Annotated in this window: 15 protein-coding genes; 4 read left to right on the top strand and 11 right to left on the bottom strand. The window is 72.1% G+C overall.

Annotated elements, in window-relative coordinates:
* Positions 1–279: 279 nt before the first annotated feature.
* The 7 genes from ABII15_RS36930 to ABII15_RS36900 all read right to left on the bottom strand — a co-directional run bounded on the left by ABII15_RS36930 (position 280) and on the right by ABII15_RS36900 (position 8,291).
* Positions 280–2,229, bottom strand: coding sequence for an acetoacetate--CoA ligase (locus ABII15_RS36930; protein ID WP_353946656.1), 1,950 nt, complete (start codon positions 2,227–2,229; stop codon positions 280–282).
* Positions 2,226–2,822: an alpha/beta hydrolase gene (locus ABII15_RS36925; protein ID WP_353946655.1), complete on the bottom strand. Its 597-nt coding sequence runs from the start codon at positions 2,820–2,822 to the stop codon at positions 2,226–2,228. The genes ABII15_RS36930 and ABII15_RS36925 overlap by 4 nt, the downstream gene beginning before the upstream one ends.
* Positions 2,819–4,111: an MFS transporter gene (locus tag ABII15_RS36920; protein WP_353946654.1), complete on the bottom strand. Its 1,293-nt coding sequence runs from the start codon at positions 4,109–4,111 to the stop codon at positions 2,819–2,821. The genes ABII15_RS36925 and ABII15_RS36920 overlap by 4 nt, the downstream gene beginning before the upstream one ends.
* Positions 4,095–4,982 (bottom strand): TauD/TfdA family dioxygenase, encoded by an 888-nt coding sequence (locus ABII15_RS36915; protein ID WP_353946653.1) that lies wholly within the window; start codon positions 4,980–4,982, stop codon positions 4,095–4,097. Before ABII15_RS36915 ends, ABII15_RS36920 begins: the two co-directional genes overlap by 17 nt.
* Before the next feature lie 35 nt (positions 4,983–5,017).
* Positions 5,018–5,989, bottom strand: coding sequence for a quinone oxidoreductase (locus tag ABII15_RS36910; protein ID WP_353946652.1), 972 nt, complete (start codon positions 5,987–5,989; stop codon positions 5,018–5,020).
* Between the two features lie 25 nt (positions 5,990–6,014).
* Positions 6,015–7,073: a 3-keto-5-aminohexanoate cleavage protein gene (locus tag ABII15_RS36905; RefSeq protein ID WP_353946651.1), complete on the bottom strand. Its 1,059-nt coding sequence runs from the start codon at positions 7,071–7,073 to the stop codon at positions 6,015–6,017.
* 159 nt (positions 7,074–7,232) lie between these two features.
* The gene (locus ABII15_RS36900) at positions 7,233–8,291 is read right to left on the bottom strand and encodes an AraC family transcriptional regulator (protein ID WP_353946650.1); all 1,059 of its coding nucleotides are present in this window, start codon (positions 8,289–8,291) and stop codon (positions 7,233–7,235) included.
* Between the two features lie 197 nt (positions 8,292–8,488).
* On the opposite strand from ABII15_RS36900, the gene ABII15_RS36895 reads away from it, so the two are divergent.
* The gene (locus tag ABII15_RS36895; RefSeq protein ID WP_353946649.1) at positions 8,489–9,598 is read left to right on the top strand and encodes a TauD/TfdA family dioxygenase; all 1,110 of its coding nucleotides are present in this window, start codon (positions 8,489–8,491) and stop codon (positions 9,596–9,598) included.
* Positions 9,549–11,051 carry a long-chain fatty acid--CoA ligase gene (locus ABII15_RS36890; RefSeq protein ID WP_353946648.1) on the top strand — a complete coding sequence of 501 codons (1,503 nt, stop codon included), beginning with the start codon at positions 9,549–9,551 and terminating at the stop codon, positions 11,049–11,051. The genes ABII15_RS36895 and ABII15_RS36890 overlap by 50 nt, the downstream gene beginning before the upstream one ends.
* A 65-nt stretch (positions 11,052–11,116) precedes the next feature.
* Here ABII15_RS36890 and ABII15_RS36885 read toward each other — a convergent pair whose 3' ends face one another.
* The gene (locus ABII15_RS36885; RefSeq protein WP_353946647.1) at positions 11,117–11,542 is read right to left on the bottom strand and encodes a pyridoxamine 5'-phosphate oxidase family protein; all 426 of its coding nucleotides are present in this window, start codon (positions 11,540–11,542) and stop codon (positions 11,117–11,119) included.
* Positions 11,543–11,854: 312 nt separating this feature from the next.
* Between ABII15_RS36885 and ABII15_RS36880 the strand changes: the two genes are divergently transcribed.
* Positions 11,855–12,634: an isocitrate lyase/phosphoenolpyruvate mutase family protein gene (locus tag ABII15_RS36880; protein WP_353946646.1), complete on the top strand. Its 780-nt coding sequence runs from the start codon at positions 11,855–11,857 to the stop codon at positions 12,632–12,634.
* Positions 12,635–12,682: 48 nt separating this feature from the next.
* Here ABII15_RS36880 and ABII15_RS36875 read toward each other — a convergent pair whose 3' ends face one another.
* Both ABII15_RS36875 and ABII15_RS36870 read right to left on the bottom strand, forming a co-directional pair.
* A complete protein-coding gene (locus ABII15_RS36875) occupies positions 12,683–13,882 on the bottom strand; it encodes an amidohydrolase (protein WP_353946645.1) in 1,200 nt (399 codons plus the stop codon).
* 69 nt (positions 13,883–13,951) lie between these two features.
* Positions 13,952–15,394: an MFS transporter gene (locus ABII15_RS36870; RefSeq protein WP_353946644.1), complete on the bottom strand. Its 1,443-nt coding sequence runs from the start codon at positions 15,392–15,394 to the stop codon at positions 13,952–13,954.
* 156 nt (positions 15,395–15,550) lie between these two features.
* Between ABII15_RS36870 and ABII15_RS36865 the strand changes: the two genes are divergently transcribed.
* A complete protein-coding gene (locus tag ABII15_RS36865) occupies positions 15,551–16,537 on the top strand; it encodes an Lrp/AsnC family transcriptional regulator (protein WP_353946643.1) in 987 nt (328 codons plus the stop codon).
* A gap of 99 nt (positions 16,538–16,636) precedes the next feature.
* Here the strand turns inward: ABII15_RS36865 and ABII15_RS36860 are convergent, their stop codons facing one another.
* Positions 16,637–17,395, bottom strand: a complete 759-nt coding sequence (locus tag ABII15_RS36860) for an IclR family transcriptional regulator (protein ID WP_353946642.1) — start codon at positions 17,393–17,395, stop codon at positions 16,637–16,639.
* Between the last annotated feature and the right edge of the window lie 169 nt (positions 17,396–17,564).

Genomic DNA, 17,564 nt, shown 5'->3' with positions numbered 1-17,564 from the left:
ACCTCCGGCGGGCAGCAGCGCGAACGCGAGCCCGGCCGACAGTGCGGCCGCGCCGCGCCGCGCGCTTCCTCTTGTCATCATTGCTCTCCTCCAGGAGCCGTCGGGGTGCGAGGGGTGTGCCCCCGATGGCTGCGAAGAGTGTCAACTACCGCGTCCAGGCCGCTGGTTGCATCGGCCTGGCGGAAAGCGGCCAGGCACCTCCCCGCCACGGGGGTTGCCTGAGACACGTTCGGGCGCCTCGCCCGCACGAAGGCGCCCGGGGCCCGTGCGTGTGCTTCCTCAGGGGTGGTCCAGTCCGGCGCCGAAGTCCGCGAACCAGTTCAGCATGTCGGGCCTTGTCACGGCCCCCTCGGCGGCGACGTCGGTGACGTTCGCGCCCTGGAGGATACGTTTGACGGGGACCTCCAGCTTCTTGCCCGTGAGGGTGTGGGGTACGGCCGCGACGGGGACGATAGCGTCGGGTACGTGGCGGGGTGAGAGGTGCTGTCTGATCGCGCCGATGAGTTCGGCGCGCAGGGTGTCGTCGAACCGTTCGCCGTCCGCGGGGACGACGAACAGCGGCATGTAGTAGCGGCCGTCCGGGAGTTCGGCGCCGATGACGAGGCTGTCCGCGATCCGCGGGTGCCGTTCGACGACGGCGTAGAGGTCGGCCGATCCCATGCGCACGCCCATGCGGTTCAGGGTGGAGTCGGAGCGTCCCGCCACCGTGACGGACAGGTCGGTGCCGACGGTGACCCAGTCCCCGTGCCGCCACACTCCCGGATAGACGTCGAAGTAGCTGCGGGTGTAGCGCGTGTCGTCCGGGTCGTCGACGAAGCGGAGCGGCATCGACGGCAGCGGCGCCGTGACCACCAGTTCGCCCTGTTCCCCGACGACCGGCCGTCCCTCGGCGTCCCACGAGGCGAGGGCGACGCCCAGGGCGGGACCGGAGAGCCGGCCTCTGCGGCGCGGCAGCAGCGGGGAGCCGCCGGCCAGGACCGAGCAGACGTCGGTGCCGCCGCAGATCGACTGGAGTGCGATGCCGGGGCCCAGCCGGTCGTGGACCCAGTCCCAGGTGGTGCCGGGCATCGCGGAGCCGGTCTGCAGGAGCGTGCGCAGCGCCCCGAGGTCCGCCTCGCCGGCCGGGTGGGCGTCTGCCTTCTCCGCCGCGATCAGGTAGGCGGCGCCGAGGCCGACGGTCGTGGCACGGGTGCGTTCGGCGATGCGCCAGAGGCCGTTGATGTCGGGGTGGGTGGGGCTGCCGTCGTACAGGACGAGCGTGCTTCCGTGGAGCAGGCCGCCGACCATGAAGTTCCACACCATCCAGCTGGTCGAGGTGTGGAAGAGGTAGCGGTCGGCGGCGCGCAGGCCGACGCCGAGCCCGAGGGCCTTGAGCAGTTCGACGACGATCCCGCCGTGGCCGTGCACGATGCCCTTGGGGACGCCGGTGGTGCCCGAGGACCACAGGATCCACAGGGGGTGGTCGAAAGGGACGTCGGCGAAGGTGAGCGGGGCCTTCCGGTCGGCCAGGTCGGTCCAGCGATGACGGGTCAGGTCCGGCCGCCCCGGCCAGGCCGGCTCGCCCTCGGCCACGTACAGGCGGTCGACGGCGATGAGGTGGCGGACCGTGGGCAGGCCGTGCAGGAGTTCGGCGATGTGCGGGCGCCGGTCGTACGTCCTGCCTCCGTGGCGGTAGCCGTCGGCGGCGATCAGGACCGTCGGCCGCGCCTGGCGGAGCCGGGACAGGACGCTGGGTGTGCCGAAGTCGGGTGAACAGACCGTCCAGGTGGCGCCGACGGCCGCGGTGGCGAGGAGAGCGACCACGGCTTGCGGAATGTTCGGCAGGTATCCGGCGACGCAGTCGCCGGGCCCCACCCCCATCTCGCGCAGCGCCTCGGCCGCACCCGCCACCTCCTGGGTCAGCCGTCCCCAGGAGATCTCCTCGGGGTCGCCGGTCTCGGTGACGGCCACGAGCGCGGGGCGCGCGTCGGTGGCGTGGGCGAGGCACTGCCGGGCGAAGTTGAGGCGTGCTCCGGTGAACCAGCGCGCGCCGGGCATCGTAGGGTCGGCGAGCACCTCGTCGTAGCGGCTGACGGTGTCCAGGCCGTAGTACTCCCACACCGACGACCAGAATCCGGGGAGGTCCTTGGTGCTCCACCGCCACAGCTCGGCGTAGTCGGCGAAGGACAGTCCGCGTTCCCGGCGCAGCCAGTGCAGGTAGTCGGTGACGCCGGTGTGCGTGTCGTTCATGCCGACGCCTTCGGGTCCCGGGCGGGCGTGCGGCAGCCGAGGTCCCGCAGAAGGTCCAGGGCGCGGGGCCAGGCGCCGTGGCCGGACGCGGGGTTGAGGTGGCCGACCGGCCCGACGTCGACCAGGCGGCTCCCCCAGGCCCTGGCGAGTGCGGCGACGCGGTCGAAGCGGGCCAGGGGGTCGTTGGTGCTCGCCGCGACGATGCTGGGGAACAGCAGCGGTCCGGTGGGGGTCGGGAGCCAGCCGTTCGCGCGCAGGGTCGCGGGGTCCGGGTGGCCGTCGGGCAGCGGGGTCCCGAAGTCCGGGGGCGTCGCGAGCAGGGCGCCGTGCACCGGGCGGTGGTGGCGGGCCGCCCAGTGCACGGTGGTGTGCACCCCGGCGCTGTGCGCGACCAGGACCACCGGGCCCGGGACGGCGGCCAGCACGGTGTCCAGCGCCGTCACCTGCGCGTCCCGGCTGCCCCGGGCGTCCTCCGGAGGCGGTACGGTCACGGCCCCGTCGAGCCGCGCCGCCAGGTGCGTCTGCCAGTGGTCGGGAACGTGGTCGCGCAGTCCTGGCACGAACACGACCGTGGGCGTGGGCAGGGGGTTCATGTGGAGAGCTCCGTTGTTCTGAGGGGCCGGGAGGAGACGGATCTGAGGGCCCTGTCGTAGTGGCGTCTGCCAAGGGTGAACGCCAGGCCCGCCACCAGTGCGGCGAGCGGGATCACCCGGAGGGCGGTGTCCAGCCCGAACCGGTCGGCGAGCAGGCCCGTCACCGCGGGTCCCGGGGCCAGGCCGAGCAGGCTGTTGGCCAGCGTGAGCGTGGCCATGGCGGTCGCCGCGACGGCGGCCGGGGTCAGACTCGCCACCATGGCGGCGGCAGGTCCCGCGGTGGCGTTGGACAGCAGCGTGCCGAACCCTACGAGGATCAACTGCGGTGCACCGGGAGGCAGTTGGAATCCGAAGGTGAGCAGGATGAGCGAGCCGACGCTGCACACGACGGCGACGGTCCACTTGAGGTGCGGGTCGCGGCGGCCGAGGCGGTCGCTCACCATGCCGCCGCCGACCATCCCGATCCCGGTGATCAGCGCGAAGACTCCGGCCGTCAGCCCGGCCTTGCCGGTGGCCAGCCCGTAGTAGCGGTCGAGGAAGCTGGGCATCCAGGCGAGCAGCGCCATCGCGATGAACATCTGCAGCCCGCTGCCGACGTAGGCGCACAGCACGGAGAGGGAGGAGAACAGGCGCGGCAGCAGCGCCCGCACCGGGCCCCCCGTGCCCGGTGCGGCGCCCCTTTCGACGCCGGACGGCGTGAGTTTCCGCTCGGTCACGACGATGCCGTAGACCGCGGCGAGCACCAGGCCGAGCAGGCCCATGACGGCGAACGTCCAGCGCCAGCCCAGCAGTTCGGCCAGTACGCCGCCGATCGAGACGCCGAGGACGGAGCCGAAGGCGCCGCCGGCGATGAAGGCGCCCGAGAGCGTGGCCCGCATCGTCACCGGGAACACGCTCAGCACCACCGCGATGCCGACGCTTCCGTACGCCGCCTCGCCGACGCCGACCATGAAGCGGCCCAGGAACATCTGGCCGTAGCTCGCGGCGACGGCGCAGCCCAGGGTCGCCAGGCTCCACACCACCGCCGCGAGGACCAGGCTCCTGACCCGGCCCCAGCGGTCGGCGAGCAGCGACAGCGGGAAGGTGAGCAGGCCGACCATCAGGGCGACGATGCCGCTCAGGGTGCCCAACTGGGCGTCGGAGAGCAGCCATTCGGCCTTCAGCAGCGGGAACACCGCGTTCAGGACCTGCCGCGACATGTAGTCGGAGAGCAGGAGCCCGAAGCTGAGGGCGAACACCAGCCACGCGTAGCCGCGGGTCATCGGCCGGCGCTCAGCAGGGCCGGTCACCGGCGATCCCGGCGCGTTCCATCTTGCGGACGGCGGGCCAGTAGTCCTGGACCGCGTAGTGCTGGGTGGAGCGGTTGTCCCAGATGGCGACGCTGTTCGGGGTCCAGCGCCAGCGGACCTGGTACTCGGGGACGGCGGCCTGGCTGATCAGGTAGTTGAGCAGGAGGTTCGCGCCGGGTGCGTGGTCCTGGCCGAACCGGACGTTCTCGGGGGTGTGGTGGTTGACGAAGTGGGTGGTGAAGGCGTTGACGAAGAGGATCTTCTCGCCGGTCTGCGGGTGGGTGCGCACCACCGGGTGTTCCGGGTCCGGGTAGCGTGCCTTGAGCCGGTGCCGCTGCTCCATGGGCAGGACCGCGCCGAAGCTCGCCTCGATGCTGTGCCGGGCGCGCAGTCCGTCGATCTGCGTACGGATGTGGTCGGGCAGGCGGCGGTAGGCCTCGGCCATGTTCACCCACATCGTGTCGCCGCCCACCGGGGGTGTCTCCACGCAGCGCAGGACGGCGCCCATGGGCGGGCAGTCGCGCCAGGTCGCGTCGCAGTGCAGCGCGTTCTCGTAGTGCTCGGGTTTGCTGTCGAGGTCCTTGTAGAGGCGGACCAGGCCCGGGTGGTCGGGGTCGCTGCCGAGCACCGGGTGGTCCTCGAGCGGTCCGAAGCGGGAGGCGAACGCGACGTGCTCGGCGCGGGTCATGTCCTGGTCGCGCAGGAACAACACCTTGTGCCGGAGCAGGAGTTGTTCGATCTCGGCGAAGAGGGCGTCGTCGTGGGCTGCCCGGCTGAGCTGGACGCCGTGCAGCTCGGCGCCGATGGTGCAGGTCAGCTGTTCTACGTCGATCCGGGTGCGGGCCCGGTTGCGGGTGGAGGTCTGCGTCATTGCACTCTCCTGGGGGGGCTGGCTCTTCTGGGCTTTCAGGGGATGAGGACGGAGGATCCGGTGGTGCGGCCCGCTTCCAGTGCGCGGTGCGCCGCCACGGCGTCGTCGAGGGCGTAGCGCTGGTTGACGCGGATCGCGATGCGGCCCGCGGCCACGTGGTCGAACAGCTCGGCCGCGAGGGCGTCCCGCTCGGCCGGCTCGGCGATGTAGTCGGCGAGCGCGGGCCGGGTGACGAACAGCGAGCCGTGGACGGCGAGTTGCATCGCGTCGAGCGGCGGCACACCGGAGGACGTGCCGAAGCACACGAGCAGACCGCGGCGGCGCAGCGAGGCCATGGAGGCGTCCACGGTGTCCTTGCCGATGCTGTCGAGGACAAGGGGCACACCCTGCCCGTCGGTCAACTCCCCGACTCGCGCGGCGAGATCCTCGCGGCGGTACAGGACGGTGTGGTCGCAGCCGTGGGCGCGGGCGAGTTCGGCCTTCTCCTCGGTGGAGACCGTGCCGATCACGGTGAGGCCGAGCAGCTTCGCCCACTGGCAGACGATCAGGCCGACGCCGCCGGCCGCGGCGTGCAGCAGGATCGTGTCGCCCGCCTCGAGGGGGCGGATGCGGCGCAGCAGGTAGGCGGCGGTCAGTCCGCGCATCGTCATCGCGGCGGCGGTCTCGGAGTCGATGGCGTCGGGCAGCCGGATCAACGAGTCGGCGGGCATGACGCGTTCGGTGCTGTACGCGCCGAGCGGGCTGCCGGTGTACGCGACCCGGTCGCCTGCACCGACGTGGGTGACTCCGGCGCCGACGGCCTCGACGACTCCGGCGGCCTCGACGCCGAGCCCGGCGGGCAGCGGGGCCGGGTACAGGCCCGTACGGAAGTAGGTGTCGGCGAAGTTGAGGCCGACGGCCTCGTGCCGGACGCGGACCTCGCCGGGGCCCGGATCGCCGACGGTGACCTGTTCGCGGCGCAGGACGTCGGGGCCGCCGGTCTCGTGGAAGCGGATGGCGTGTGCCACGGATGTACTCCTCGGTCGGCGGCGGTCAGCGGGCGGTGTCGCGGAGCATGAAGCCGCGCTGTCCGGGGCGCCGGTTGGGCACCATGCCGAGCCGGGCGAGGGTCTGGTCGGTGTCCTGGTAGTACTCGCCGATGTGGTAGATCTCCTTGGCCTCCGCGCCGTTGGCGACGTCGCGGCCCAGGGTGTCGGCGATGCGGGTCATCTGCTCGACCTGCCGCACGGAGCTCATGCGCTCGCCCTTGGCGCCCCACAGGTTGTCCTCGTTGCCGACGCGGACGTGGACGCCGAGCGCGATGCCGATGGCGTTCATCGGGGCGACGGCGCGCATCGACGACTCGATGGTGAGGACGGCTCCGTCGGGGACGCGGCGCACGAACTCGATCAGGTCGGCGGGGTGACGTCCGGCGAACCCGCCACCGATCGCCACGTAGTTGAGGACCAGCGGGCCGGTGTACACGCCGCCGCGGATCAGGCGCTCGACGGTCTCCAGCTGGGCCAGGGTGGCGAGTTGGAAGTGCGGCTGGATGTCGTTCGCGTGCAGCCTCTTGAGGTGTTCGAGGTAGAAGTCGGGGCCCGCCTCGACGACCATGTCGCGGTACGCCTGGTAGTAGTCGGGCTTGGCGATGGAGGTGCCCGCGAGGTCGTCGTCGCTCATGATCTCGACGATGTTCATCTGGCTGGTGTTGATGGCGATGGTCACCTGGTCGGGGCGCGGGGTGAGGTCGGCCAGCAGGTGACGGGTGTCGTAGCTGAGCCACTTCGCCTCGGAGCCCTCGTCCTCGGGGGCGAACGAGATGGATCCGCCGATCTGCAGCACCATGTCGGGGACGGCCTCGCGCAGCCGCCCGAGCAGTTCGTTGAACATGGACATGCGCTTGGAGCCGTGGCCGTCGAGTTCACGGACGTGGATGTGGAGCACGGTGGCACCGGCGTTGTAGCAGTCGACGGCGGCCTGGACGTGCTCGTCCATGGTCAGAGGCAGGTCGTCGGCGTCGCCGGGCAGCCACTCCGGACCGTAGGGGGCCGCCTGGATCACCAGCTTCTGCTGGTTCTCGGGCAGCAGGGAGTCGTCGAGGAAGTGCATGGGTCATCTCCTGGATCGCATACGCGGCGGGTGACGTACCGGGCCCAACTCGGGCCCCACGCAGGGGTGTTGCCGTCTCGGACGGCTTCTCCCCCTGCGGTACGGCCACGTTAGGAGCGGGTCGCGCGTCGCGCTTCACCGGAGGTGACAGGAGACTTGTCAGTTCGGGACAGGCCCGTCGCCGGACCGTCGTGCGCGCCACTCGCGCGCGCTGACGCCGAACTGGTCGCGGAACCAGCGGGAGAAGGCGCTGGGCGCGGAGAATCCGAGGAGCCCGGAGATCTCCGTGAGGGAGCGGCGCGGGTTCGCCACGAGCTGCTCGGCCAGCTGGGTGCGCGTGTCGTTGACGAGCGAGGAGAACGTCTGGCCGGAGGCAGCCAGATGCCGGTGGACGGTCCTGCGGTCGACGCCGAGGCTGCCGGCGGCCTGCTCGACGGAGCAGCGACCGGTCGGCAGCAGGACCTCGATCAGTTCCCGGATCCGGTCGAGCTCGGTGGCGTCGTCGCCGACCGCGATGGACGCGAAGTACTGCCGGGCGTAGTCGCGCAGCAGCGGGTCCGCCATGGCGTTCGGGGTGTCCAGTTCCTCGGCGTAGAGGACGATGCCGTTGAATTCCCGGTCGAACTCCACGACGGGACCCAGGAGCCGCCGGTGTCCGGCGGGGTCGCGGGGTGCGCTGTGGGTGAAGCACACGGACAGCGGCTGCCAGCGGGCGCCGAGGAACACGCGCAGGAAGCCGTGGTAGGCGCCGACGGCCAGCTCGACGGCCTGCCGTGTGGCGCGGGGGTCACGGTGCTGCTCGCGGTGCTCCCGGGATTCACGGGGATCGCCCGGGTCGAGGCTCACCTTGACCGTGGCGAGGCCCCCCGATTCCGTGAGGCGGCCGTGCAGCAGCTCGTTGTACATGCGCTCGTGGCGCACGAGGAGTTCGACGGCGCTGCGTACGTCGGGCTCCTCCCGCAGGACGAGGCTGATGGGGCCGAGGTTCGCGAAGCGGCGCCGCTCGGCGAGGAGCAGGCCGAAGTCCTCGCGGTGGGCGGCCGTCGCCGACAGTTCGAGGAGCTCCGTGACGGAGGCGCCGGGGATCCAGCGGTCCTGGAGGGCGAGTCCGACGGGATCGAGCCCGACGCGTTTCATCAAGGCGCGAGGGTCGATGCCGAGGGACCGGCTGAGCTCGATGTAGCCGCTCAGGGCGGCGTTGCGGACCAGCGGCTTCATCGGCGCACTCCAGGGGCTCGGTCCGACTCCGTCCCAGATGGATAAGTCATCTGCCCCCTCAGGTCAAGCAGCGCGTGGGGCTCTGACCTAGCGTGACACCACCGCCGAGACCTCCCGCAAGCCCACCGGACGACTCCTAGACGACTCCTGGACGGCTCCTCGGCACGTCGGCCGACTCTTCGGTGAAAGGAGAGACCATGACGCCCCCGCCCCCACCGGGCCTCCCCCGCCGCCCGTGCGCAGGTCCGGCCGTGTGGCAGGGCTCGGAGCCGACCGGCTGGTCGGTGGAACTTTCGCAGGACCACCGCGCCGAGCTGGACACGGCACTGCGCGCGGTGCGCGCACGGGCCACCCCGCTGCTGAAGGTGACCACGGCCGAGGCCGCGCTGCCGCTTCTGGCTGCTGAACTGACTTATGCGGCTGACGAGTTGGAGCACGGCCGGGGCTTCGTGCTGCTACGGCGTCTCCCCGTGCAGCGGCGCAGTGAGGCCGACGCGGCCCTGCTCCTGTGGATGGTGGGGCAACACCTCGGTGTTCCGGTGTCGCAGAACACCTCGGGACACATGATCGGGCGGCTGCGCGACGATCCCCGGGACCGGTCGCGGCGGGCGTTCCACACCGATCCCGCCGACGTGCTCGCGCTGCTGTGCCCGGGGCCGGACGGCTCACGTCGTTCTGTTTCCCTGACCAGTTCGGCGGCCGTGCACAACGCCGTACTGTCCCGAAGGCCCGACCTGTTCGACGGCCTGGGCCGCACCCGCTTCATCGACCGCCGCGGGGAGCAGCCGCCGGGCCGGCTCCCCTGGCAGGCGGTACGGCTCGCCCATCGCGACGGGAACAGGCTCAGCGTGCGCTACGACCGCGACCGCCTGGAGTCGGCGCGACGTTTCGCCCACCTGCCGCGTCCGACCGCGCACGACCGGGAGCTGTTCGACCTCATCGACTCGACGGCGTCCTCCCCGGCGTTCCGCCTCGACGTGGACCTCTCCCCCGGCGATCTGCTCCTGCTCAACAACCACGCGGTGCTGCACTCCCACGCCGCGCCTCCATCACCGTCACCGCCGTCACCACCGCGAGGGCGGCTGGTCCGTCTGTGGCTCACCCCGCGCCGGCCGCGCCCGCTGCCGGTCGGCTTCTGGGGCCAGGAGCCGTCCCTGGCCGGTGGCCGCGGAGGAGTCGCGCCACGCGACGTGATCACTGCGCACACCCCGACGACCGTGACCGCTCCGCACACCCCGACGACTCCGAGGAGTCCGCATGACCGACCTGTTCACGCTCCTGGCGCGGTCCGCCCGGTCACATCCTGACCGGACGGCCGTACGCGAAGGCGATACCGCCCTCACCTACGCCCGGCTCGACGACCTCACCGCCCGCTTCGCCGCGCGGTTGCGCGCCCGGGGCCTGCGCGTCGGCGACCGGGTCGCGGTGGCACTGCCCAATGTCGTGCACTTCCCCGTCGTGTACTACGGCACGCTGCGGGCGGGCGGTGTCGTGGTGCCGATGAATCCGCTCCTGAAGGCGGACGAGATGGCGTTCGTGCTCCGGGACTGCGGCGCCCGCATCGTGGTGTCCGCTCCCGGCTGCGCGGCCGAGGCGGCATCGGCGGCGGACCGGGCCGAAGCCGTGTGCCTGGTCGCCGATCCCGAGGAGTTCGACGCGCTGCTGCGTGCGACGGCGCCGTTGGAAGGGGCGGTCGAGAGCGCCGGTGACGACACCGCGGTGATCCTCTACACGTCCGGTACGACAGGCACTCCGAAGGGCGCGGAGCTGACGCACCGCAATCTGGTGACCAACGCGCTGACGACAGCGCGGACCCTGCTGCGCGCGGGACCTGACGACGTCCTGTTCGGCGGGCTCCCCCTGTTCCACGCGTTCGGCCAGACCTGCGCCCTCAACGCAGCGGTCGCCTCGGGGGCCTGCCTGACGCTGCTGTCGCGCTTCGACGCGGCGCAGGCGCTGGAGACACTGCGCCGGGACGCGGTGACCGTCTTCCTGGGCGTGCCCACGATGTACACCGCGCTGCTCCGGGCAGGCGTCCCGGGTGTGCTGCCGCACCTGCGTCTCGCGGTGTCGGGCGGCGCCTCGCTCCCCGTCGAGCTGCTGCACTCCACCGAACGCGAGCTCGGTGTCACCGTGCTGGAGGGCTACGGGCTCTCGGAGACATCCCCGGTGGCCTGCTTCAATCCTCCGGACCGGCCTCGCAGGGCCGGCTCCATCGGGCATCCCGTCCGCGGGGTCGAGCTGCGGCTCGTCGGCGAGGACGGCCGGGACGTCGGCCCCGGCGAGGTCGGTGAACTGGCCGTCCGCGGCGAGAACGTCATGAAGGGGTACTGGAACCGGCCCGACGCCACCCGACTCGCCTTCCGGGACGGCTGGTTCCACACCGGCGATCTCGCGCGGGTCGACGAGGACGGCTACTACTTCGTCGTCGACCGCACGAAGGACGTCGTCATCCGCGGCGGCTACAACGTCTATCCACGCGAGATCGAGGAGGTCCTGTACCGGCACCCGGACGTGTCGGAGGCCGCGGTGGTCGGCGTGCCCGACCCCACGCACGGCGAGGAGGTCGCCGCCGTGGTGGTCCTGCGGCCGGGCGCCACCACCACGGCGGACACATTGCGCTCCCATGTGAAGGAGCGGGTGGCGGCGTACAAGTACCCGCGGATCGTGCGGCTGGTCGACGCCCTGCCCAAGGGGGCCACGGGCAAGATCCTCAAGCGCGCCGTCGTGATCGAGCCGCCGGTACGTCCCGTGGTCTGACGGAGCGGATCAGCCGTCCCCGTCCCGCAGCCGCGGCGACGAGCGAGTACGTCTCGTGCTGACGGTCAGACGTTGCCGAGGTCGGAGGAGACCCAGTGCTCCGGGCGGACGGTGATGACGACTGCCTCGCCGTGGTTCGCCTCGGCGAACTCGACGTAGCCGTCGACCTTCTCGGGCGGCAGATAGCGCGCGGTCATCTCGGTCAGATGCGCGCGGGTGCCCGGGACGGTGGAAATCACCGGGCCCTCGACGGACACGTAACGGACGGTCGGCTCGAGGCGGTCCACCATGAGCGTGAACCGGCCCGCCTTCGCGATGAGTTCGTGCTTGCGCGAGCCCTTGCCGGTGTGGATCCAGATGTCGCCGCCGGGCGCGTACTGGTACCAGATCGGCACGGTCAGCGGCGCCCTTCCCGCGCCCGCGTCAACGGCCAGGGCCGCGATGTGCGGCTCGGCGAGGAATTGCTCACGCTCTTCACGGCTGAGGGCCATGGATCTGCTCCTTCGGAGGTGGATGCCACTGCGGTCACGTCGTCAGGCGGTTCGGTCCAGCATCGCGCACAAGGCTCCGGGCGACGGTCCTATTCCGCCGTCGCCGAAGTCCGGACGCCGCCGTGCGCGCGGCCTCGGGACCGCTTCGCCCACCCATCCTGCACGCCCCGCACATCCGGCGTTCGCATCAACGTGCCCGCCGTGCGGGTGTTGCCGCCGCCGACGGGGCGACACGCTCGACGCGCGCCGCCCGTCCTACTCTCGGTCTCCGACCACCCCTTCTCCGGGGCCGTACGAAAGAAGGACCCGACCATGAGCTTCGCCGGCCTGCACCGTCCGGGCGAGGTGCCGTTCCTGCTGCCCAACGCCTGGGACGTGCCCTCCGCCCTCGCCTTCGCCGACGCCGGCTTCCCGGCCGTGGGCACCACCAGCTTCGGGGTGGCCGCCACCGCCGGGCACCCGGACGGTGGCCGCGCCAGCCGCGCGGCGACCGTGGCTCTCGTACGGGCCCTGGCGGAGCTGCCCTTGTACGTCAGTGCCGACATCGAGGACGGCTACGCCGACGACGCCGGGCAGGTCGCGGAGTTCGTCGCCGCTCTCGGAGCCGACGGAATCAACATCGAGGACAGCACCGGCGAGCGTCTGGTCGACCCCGCCGCCCACGCCGAGAAGATCACGGCCGTCAAGCGCCGCAGTCCCGACGTGTTCGTCAACGCCCGCGTCGACACGTACTGGCTCGGCCAGGACGCCGACCTCACATCGACCCTGGAGCGCGCCCAGCGGTACGTCCGGGCGGGCGCCGACGGCGTCTTCGTACCCGGCGCGACGGACCCCGCCGACCTGGCCGCCCTCGCCGAGGCGATCCCGGTGCCGCTGAACGTCCTGGTCGTCCCCGGGCTGACGCTGCCCGAGCTCGCGCGCATCGGAGTGCGCCGCGTCTCCACCGGCTCCCTGCCGTACCGCGCCGCCGTCCAGGCAGCCACCCTCGCCGCCACCCATGTCCGCGACGGCCTGCCGCTGCCCGATGCGGCCGCCTACCCGGTGCTGCAGAAGCGCCTGACCGACTACGAGGCGGCCGCCGGCCGGGACTGATCCGGTCGGCGGCCGCCAGGTGAACGCGCGCCCGTGCGCCGAGAGAGCCTAGGCGGCGGGCGTCACGCGCGCGGCGTTCCGGCGGTCGGCGAGCCGGGTCAGCAGAGCGGCGCGGTGGTCATCGTCCGTGGCCAGGGCGATGGCCGTCCAGGCCATGGCCAGGCCGCCGTCGAGGACGGCACGGTCGGCGCCGGCGCTGGTGCCGTACCGGGTGAACTCGGGGTTGTGCATGATCGTGTCACCGCAGTCGTAGCCGATGGACGGGTGGATGGTGGGGACCACGTGCGAGACGTTGCCCATGTCGGTCGATCCTGCGCGCATCGTGTCCGGGCTGTCGGGGATGCGGCGCCCGAGGTCGGTGACGGCCTTGCGGTAGAGGCCGGTGATGGCGAGGTCCTGGCGCAGGTCGGCGTAGTCGTTGCCGACGGCCTCCAGGGCGAGTTCGGCTCCGGTGGCGAGCGCGCCCGCCTCGAAGCAGGCCCGGATCCTGGACTGCAGCTCCGCCAGGTCCTCGGCGGTGGCGGCCCGGCAGTCGTAGTCCGCGCTCACGTGCGCCGGGATGACGTTCGGCGCCTCGCCGCCCCCGGTGACGACTCCGTGCACGACACCGCCGGGGATCATCTGCTGGCGGTACGCGCTGATCGCCACCTGGGCGACGAGCATGGCGTCCGCCGCGTTGATCCCGCGGTGCGGCATGGCGGCGGCGTGTGCGGCGCGGCCCGTGTAGCTCACCTTCCAGCTGCCGATCGCGAGGGACGTCATGCCGACGCCGTCCGCCGGTGCGGCGTGCACCATCATGGCGGCGGCCACGTCGTCGAAGGCTCCCCGGTCGAGGAGGTCGACCTTGCCGCCGCCGTACTCCTCCGCCGGGGTGCCGAGGAGTTTGACGGTGAGGCCGAGGTCGTCGGCGAGCGGCGCCAGGGCCAGGGCGGCGGTCACGGCGGCGGCGCCGTTGACGTTGTGCCCGCAGGCGTGGCCGATGCCGGGGAGCGCGTCGTACTCGGCGGTGACGGCGACGACCAGATCACCGCTGCCCGCGACGGCTTCGAAGGCCGTGTCGAGACCGTAGGCGCCCCGCCGGACGTCGAAGCCGGACCGCTCCACCAGGTCGGCGATCTTCCGGGCCGACTTGTGTTCCTCGTAGGCGAGTTCGGGTTCGGCGTGGAGGCTGTGGCTGAGGGCGATCACCTCGTCCTGGCGCCGGGTGACGACGGCGCGGGCGTGTTCACGGGGATCGTGCTGGCTCATCTCTGTTCCTTCTTCGCGGGATGTCGGACGGGGCGGGCGCCGGGCGTCATACGGGGCGGGTGCCGTGCGTCATGCCGGGCGGGCGGTGGTGCGGTAGAAGAGGGCGACCGCCGCACCCGCGAGGGCCGTCGCGGCGCACACGCTCCAGCAGGTGGCGTAGGCGGCGTACCGCGGCAGGACGGAGCCGGCCGGCGTGCTCGCGGCGGTGACGGCGAGCACGCACGCGGCGCCCAGCGAGCCGCCGACGTTGATGAGCAGTTCGTTGATGCCGGAGCCGACGGCGGTCTGCTCCTTCGGGACCGACTCGACGGCGAGCGTGCGGGTGGACTGCTGGAGCACACCGGCTCCGAGACCCGCCACGGCCTGGCAGACCAGGTACGGGGCGACGGAGCCGTGGAGGACCAGGGTGAGCAGGTAGCCCGCCGCCATCAGGAGGGATCCGGTGACGAGGGTGGCCCGGTCACCGATGCGCCCGGCCAGCTTGGGGGCGACCAGTGCGGCGAGCCCGGTCGCGGCCATCGACGGGATCATCGCGAAGGCGATCTGCAGCGGTGACAGGCCGAGCCCGTAGCCGACGCTCTCCTTCGGCGTGCCCATGAAGACGGCGCCGGCCACCTGGAGGCCGATCATGCAGAACGAGAAGGTCGTGGTGACCACCGCGACGACGGACACGTTGCGGCGGCGGAACAGCCGGACGTCGATCATCGGGTCCGGCGAGCGCAGTTCCACCAGGGCCCACACGGCGGTGACGAAAGCGCCGCCGGCCAGACAGGCGAGGGTCCGCGGCGAGGTCCACGCCCAGCCCGGCATGCCGCCCTGTCCGAGTCCGAGCATGATCGCGACGAGGCCGACGCACAACAGCACGCCGCCGCGGACGTCGAGGCGGCCGCCCGGACGCTCCGTCGTCTCGGGCAGGAGGGGCCAGGTGACCAGGAACGCCACACCGACGGCCGCCGTCGGCACCCACAGCGCCGCCGTCGGAGTGTCGACGTAGTGCGCGACCAGGCCGCTGGCGACGCCGCCGACGCAGATGCCGCCCACGAGCGCGGCCACCATCGTGCCGATGGCGTTCCTGCTCCGCTCGGCATCACTGCGGTTGCGCAGGATCCCGACCAGCAGCGGGAAGAAGCCCGCGAAAGCTCCTTGGAGGATCTGGCCGACGAGCAAAGTCTGAAACGAGCCCGCGAGGCCGACGACGACGGATCCCGCGAGGACGACGGCGATGTTCCATCGCAGGACGCGGCGGTGTCCGTGCAGGTCGCCGAGCCGGGAGAGCAGCGGGGTGAAGGCGACGGACGCCATCAGGTTGGCGATGCTGATCCAGTTCAGATCCGCCGCGGTGACGTGCAGGACGTCGGTCAGGCTGCGCAGCACCGGCGCCAGGAATCCCTGGGTGATACCGCTGGAGAGCTCGACGAGCACGATCGAGACCACGAGCGCCGTGGTGGACACGGGCACCGGGCGGTTCCGCGGGGTGGTGCTGGGCGACGGTCTCGTGACTGCCTCAGGCATGGGCGGTACCTCTGCTGACGGCCGAAGGTCGGCTGGTGGATGCTGTCCGGTAATCTGCGGGTCACCCTCGGATCCCGGCAAGATCCGCCCCGGAGAAAGCCTGAACCAGGCATCCTGACGTCTTTACTGGCGCTTTCGGGCAGGAGAGAGGCAGTGATGGCGGAAAACGATCCCTCCGGACCGTCGTCCTTCGACGGCCCGGATCTGGCGATCCTCCAGTACCTCTCCCAGCGCCCCCGCGCCTCGTTCGCCGACGCCGGCGAGCGGGTGGGCCTGCACGAGCGGACGGTGGCCCGGCGGCTCGAACGGATGCTCAGGACAGGGCGGGTGCGGTTCATCGCCGCGCTGGTCGGCGAGCACCTCGCCGAGGGTCTGGTCGTCGAACTTGCCGTGCGCTGCGCTCCCGGGCGGCTGGAGGAAGTGGCCCGCGCCATCGCCGTCCGGGCGGACGCCCGCTCGGTCGAGGTGGCCACGGGCGATCTGGTGGTCCTCGCGGAGATGGAGGTCGCCGACGGGGCCGAGCTGATCGATCTGATCGACCGGACGATCGGCGGCATGCCGGGCGTGCTCGACATCCACTCCGCGCTGGTGCTGCGGCTACTGCTCACCGCGGTCGACTGGACGCCGTACGCGACGGAGCCGACGTACATGCGCCGGCTGGCGATGGACGGGCTACGGCCGCCGCCCCCGCTCCCCGTGGACGATATCGACCGGGAGCTGGTGGACCTGCTGGCCGAGGACGCCCGGATGCCGATGACCAACCTGGCGCTCCGGCTGAACCTCGGCGAGTCCACCGTGCGGCGCCGGCTCAACCGGCTCATGGCGTCGCACGTGTTCCAGCTGCGCCTGTTCGCGGAGCCGGGCGTCCTCGGTCACCCGGTGGAGGCGCGCTTCCGGCTCCGCGTCGAACACGCCCATCTCGACACCGTGCTGCGCCGCCTCGCCCACGAGCCTTCGATCCGGCACCTCGTCGTCACCACGGGGAGCGACAACGTCCTCGGTTACAGCAGTCACGCCACGACGGCGGACATGGACGCGTTCCACGCCCGGACGTTCTCGGGACTCGACGGTGTGCGGGAGGTGCAGACGGCCCTTCTGATGCGCACGTACAAGCGGGCGGGCCGCCCCGTCCGCGCCCGGTGACGACAGGACCGTCGGGACCATCCGCGTCCCGCCACCTCCGTCGCCACCGACGCCCGGACCGACGAGCCGGTGGGCGGCCGCGCCGTACGGGACCCGCTCTCACCGGCCGCTCGCCGACGGCCGTCCGTCGCCGCTCAGCGCGCGGGAGATCGCGCGGGCCGTCGCCCGTACCGCAGGCCCGTACCCCGCGTCGCCGAACCCGCTGCTGGGGGCCACCACCGACAGCGCGGCCACCACGTCCGGGCCGTCGCGCACCGGCGCGGCCACGGTGCTCACCGGCCACGGCCGGCTCTGCCGACCGTGCACGTAGTCACCGCGGCGCGCCTCGGCGAGCAGGCGCCGCAGGTCGTCCGGCGTACGGATGTCGTCGTGCCCTCCGGCGGGCCCGTAGGAGTCGATCAGGTGCTCCTGGACGCCGATCGGGGCGAAGGCGAGCAGGACCAGGCCGACACCGGTGCCCGTCAGCGGCAGGCGTCCGCCCACGCGGTAGCTCACGGGTCCCGCGTCGAGGGCCGACAGCCGCTCGACGAGCAGGGCCTCCTCGTGGTCGCGCACCGCGAGGAGCACGTGCTGACGGGTGACGTGGAAGAGGTCCTCCATGTACGGCATGGCGACGGCGCGCAGCCCATGGCCGCGCGGCGCCAGGGAGGCGGTCTCCAGGAGGCGCAGCCCCACGACGAATCGCCCGTCGTCCAGCCGTTCCAGCGCTCCCACCTGCACCAGGGCGCGTGCCAGGCGCAGGGCCGTGGAGCGGGGGATGCCGCTGCGCCGGGCGAGTCCGGCCAGGGGCAGCGCGCGATGGTCACTGTCGAAGGCGCCCAGGAGGGCGAACGCCCGGTCGATGACCGGCTGACCCACGGCGGGTCTGCCCCCGCGGCGGCGCGGGCCGTCCGTGGTGCCCCTGTCTTCGAACGGCTCTTCCGCCGTCCCTTCCGGTGTTTCATTCATCGGCACAGCCCATGCGGATCAGTGGTCGTCACTCCTAGATTCGCAGAGTACGAGCATGTGGACACTGATCGAGGAGCGC

The sequence above is a fragment of the Streptomyces sp. HUAS MG91 genome (assembly GCF_040529335.1).
GTDB lineage: Bacteria > Actinomycetota > Actinomycetes > Streptomycetales > Streptomycetaceae > Streptomyces > Streptomyces tabacisoli.
This window is presented reverse-complemented; position numbering and strand designations above follow the sequence as displayed.

What these genes read in the sequence shown, in the direction of transcription:
- ABII15_RS36885 (WP_353946647.1), bottom strand. Translation starts at nt 11,542, where the DNA reads ATGGCCCTCAGCCGTGAAGAGCGTGAGCAATTCCTCGCCGAGCCGCAC.
- ABII15_RS36915 (WP_353946653.1), bottom strand. Translation starts at nt 4,982, where the DNA reads ATGACGCAGACCTCCACCCGCAACCGGGCCCGCACCCGGATCGACGTA.
- ABII15_RS36865 (WP_353946643.1), top strand. Translation starts at nt 15,551, where the DNA reads ATGGCGGAAAACGATCCCTCCGGACCGTCGTCCTTCGACGGCCCGGAT.
- ABII15_RS36870 (WP_353946644.1), bottom strand. Translation starts at nt 15,394, where the DNA reads ATGCCTGAGGCAGTCACGAGACCGTCGCCCAGCACCACCCCGCGGAAC.
- ABII15_RS36900 (WP_353946650.1), bottom strand. Translation starts at nt 8,291, where the DNA reads ATGAAGCCGCTGGTCCGCAACGCCGCCCTGAGCGGCTACATCGAGCTC.
- ABII15_RS36905 (WP_353946651.1), bottom strand. Translation starts at nt 7,073, where the DNA reads ATGCACTTCCTCGACGACTCCCTGCTGCCCGAGAACCAGCAGAAGCTG.
- ABII15_RS36925 (WP_353946655.1), bottom strand. Translation starts at nt 2,822, where the DNA reads ATGAACCCCCTGCCCACGCCCACGGTCGTGTTCGTGCCAGGACTGCGC.
- ABII15_RS36895 (WP_353946649.1), top strand. Translation starts at nt 8,489, where the DNA reads ATGACGCCCCCGCCCCCACCGGGCCTCCCCCGCCGCCCGTGCGCAGGT.
- ABII15_RS36880 (WP_353946646.1), top strand. Translation starts at nt 11,855, where the DNA reads ATGAGCTTCGCCGGCCTGCACCGTCCGGGCGAGGTGCCGTTCCTGCTG.
- ABII15_RS36875 (WP_353946645.1), bottom strand. Translation starts at nt 13,882, where the DNA reads ATGAGCCAGCACGATCCCCGTGAACACGCCCGCGCCGTCGTCACCCGG.
- ABII15_RS36930 (WP_353946656.1), bottom strand. Translation starts at nt 2,229, where the DNA reads ATGAACGACACGCACACCGGCGTCACCGACTACCTGCACTGGCTGCGC.
- ABII15_RS36890 (WP_353946648.1), top strand. Translation starts at nt 9,549, where the DNA reads ATGACCGACCTGTTCACGCTCCTGGCGCGGTCCGCCCGGTCACATCCT.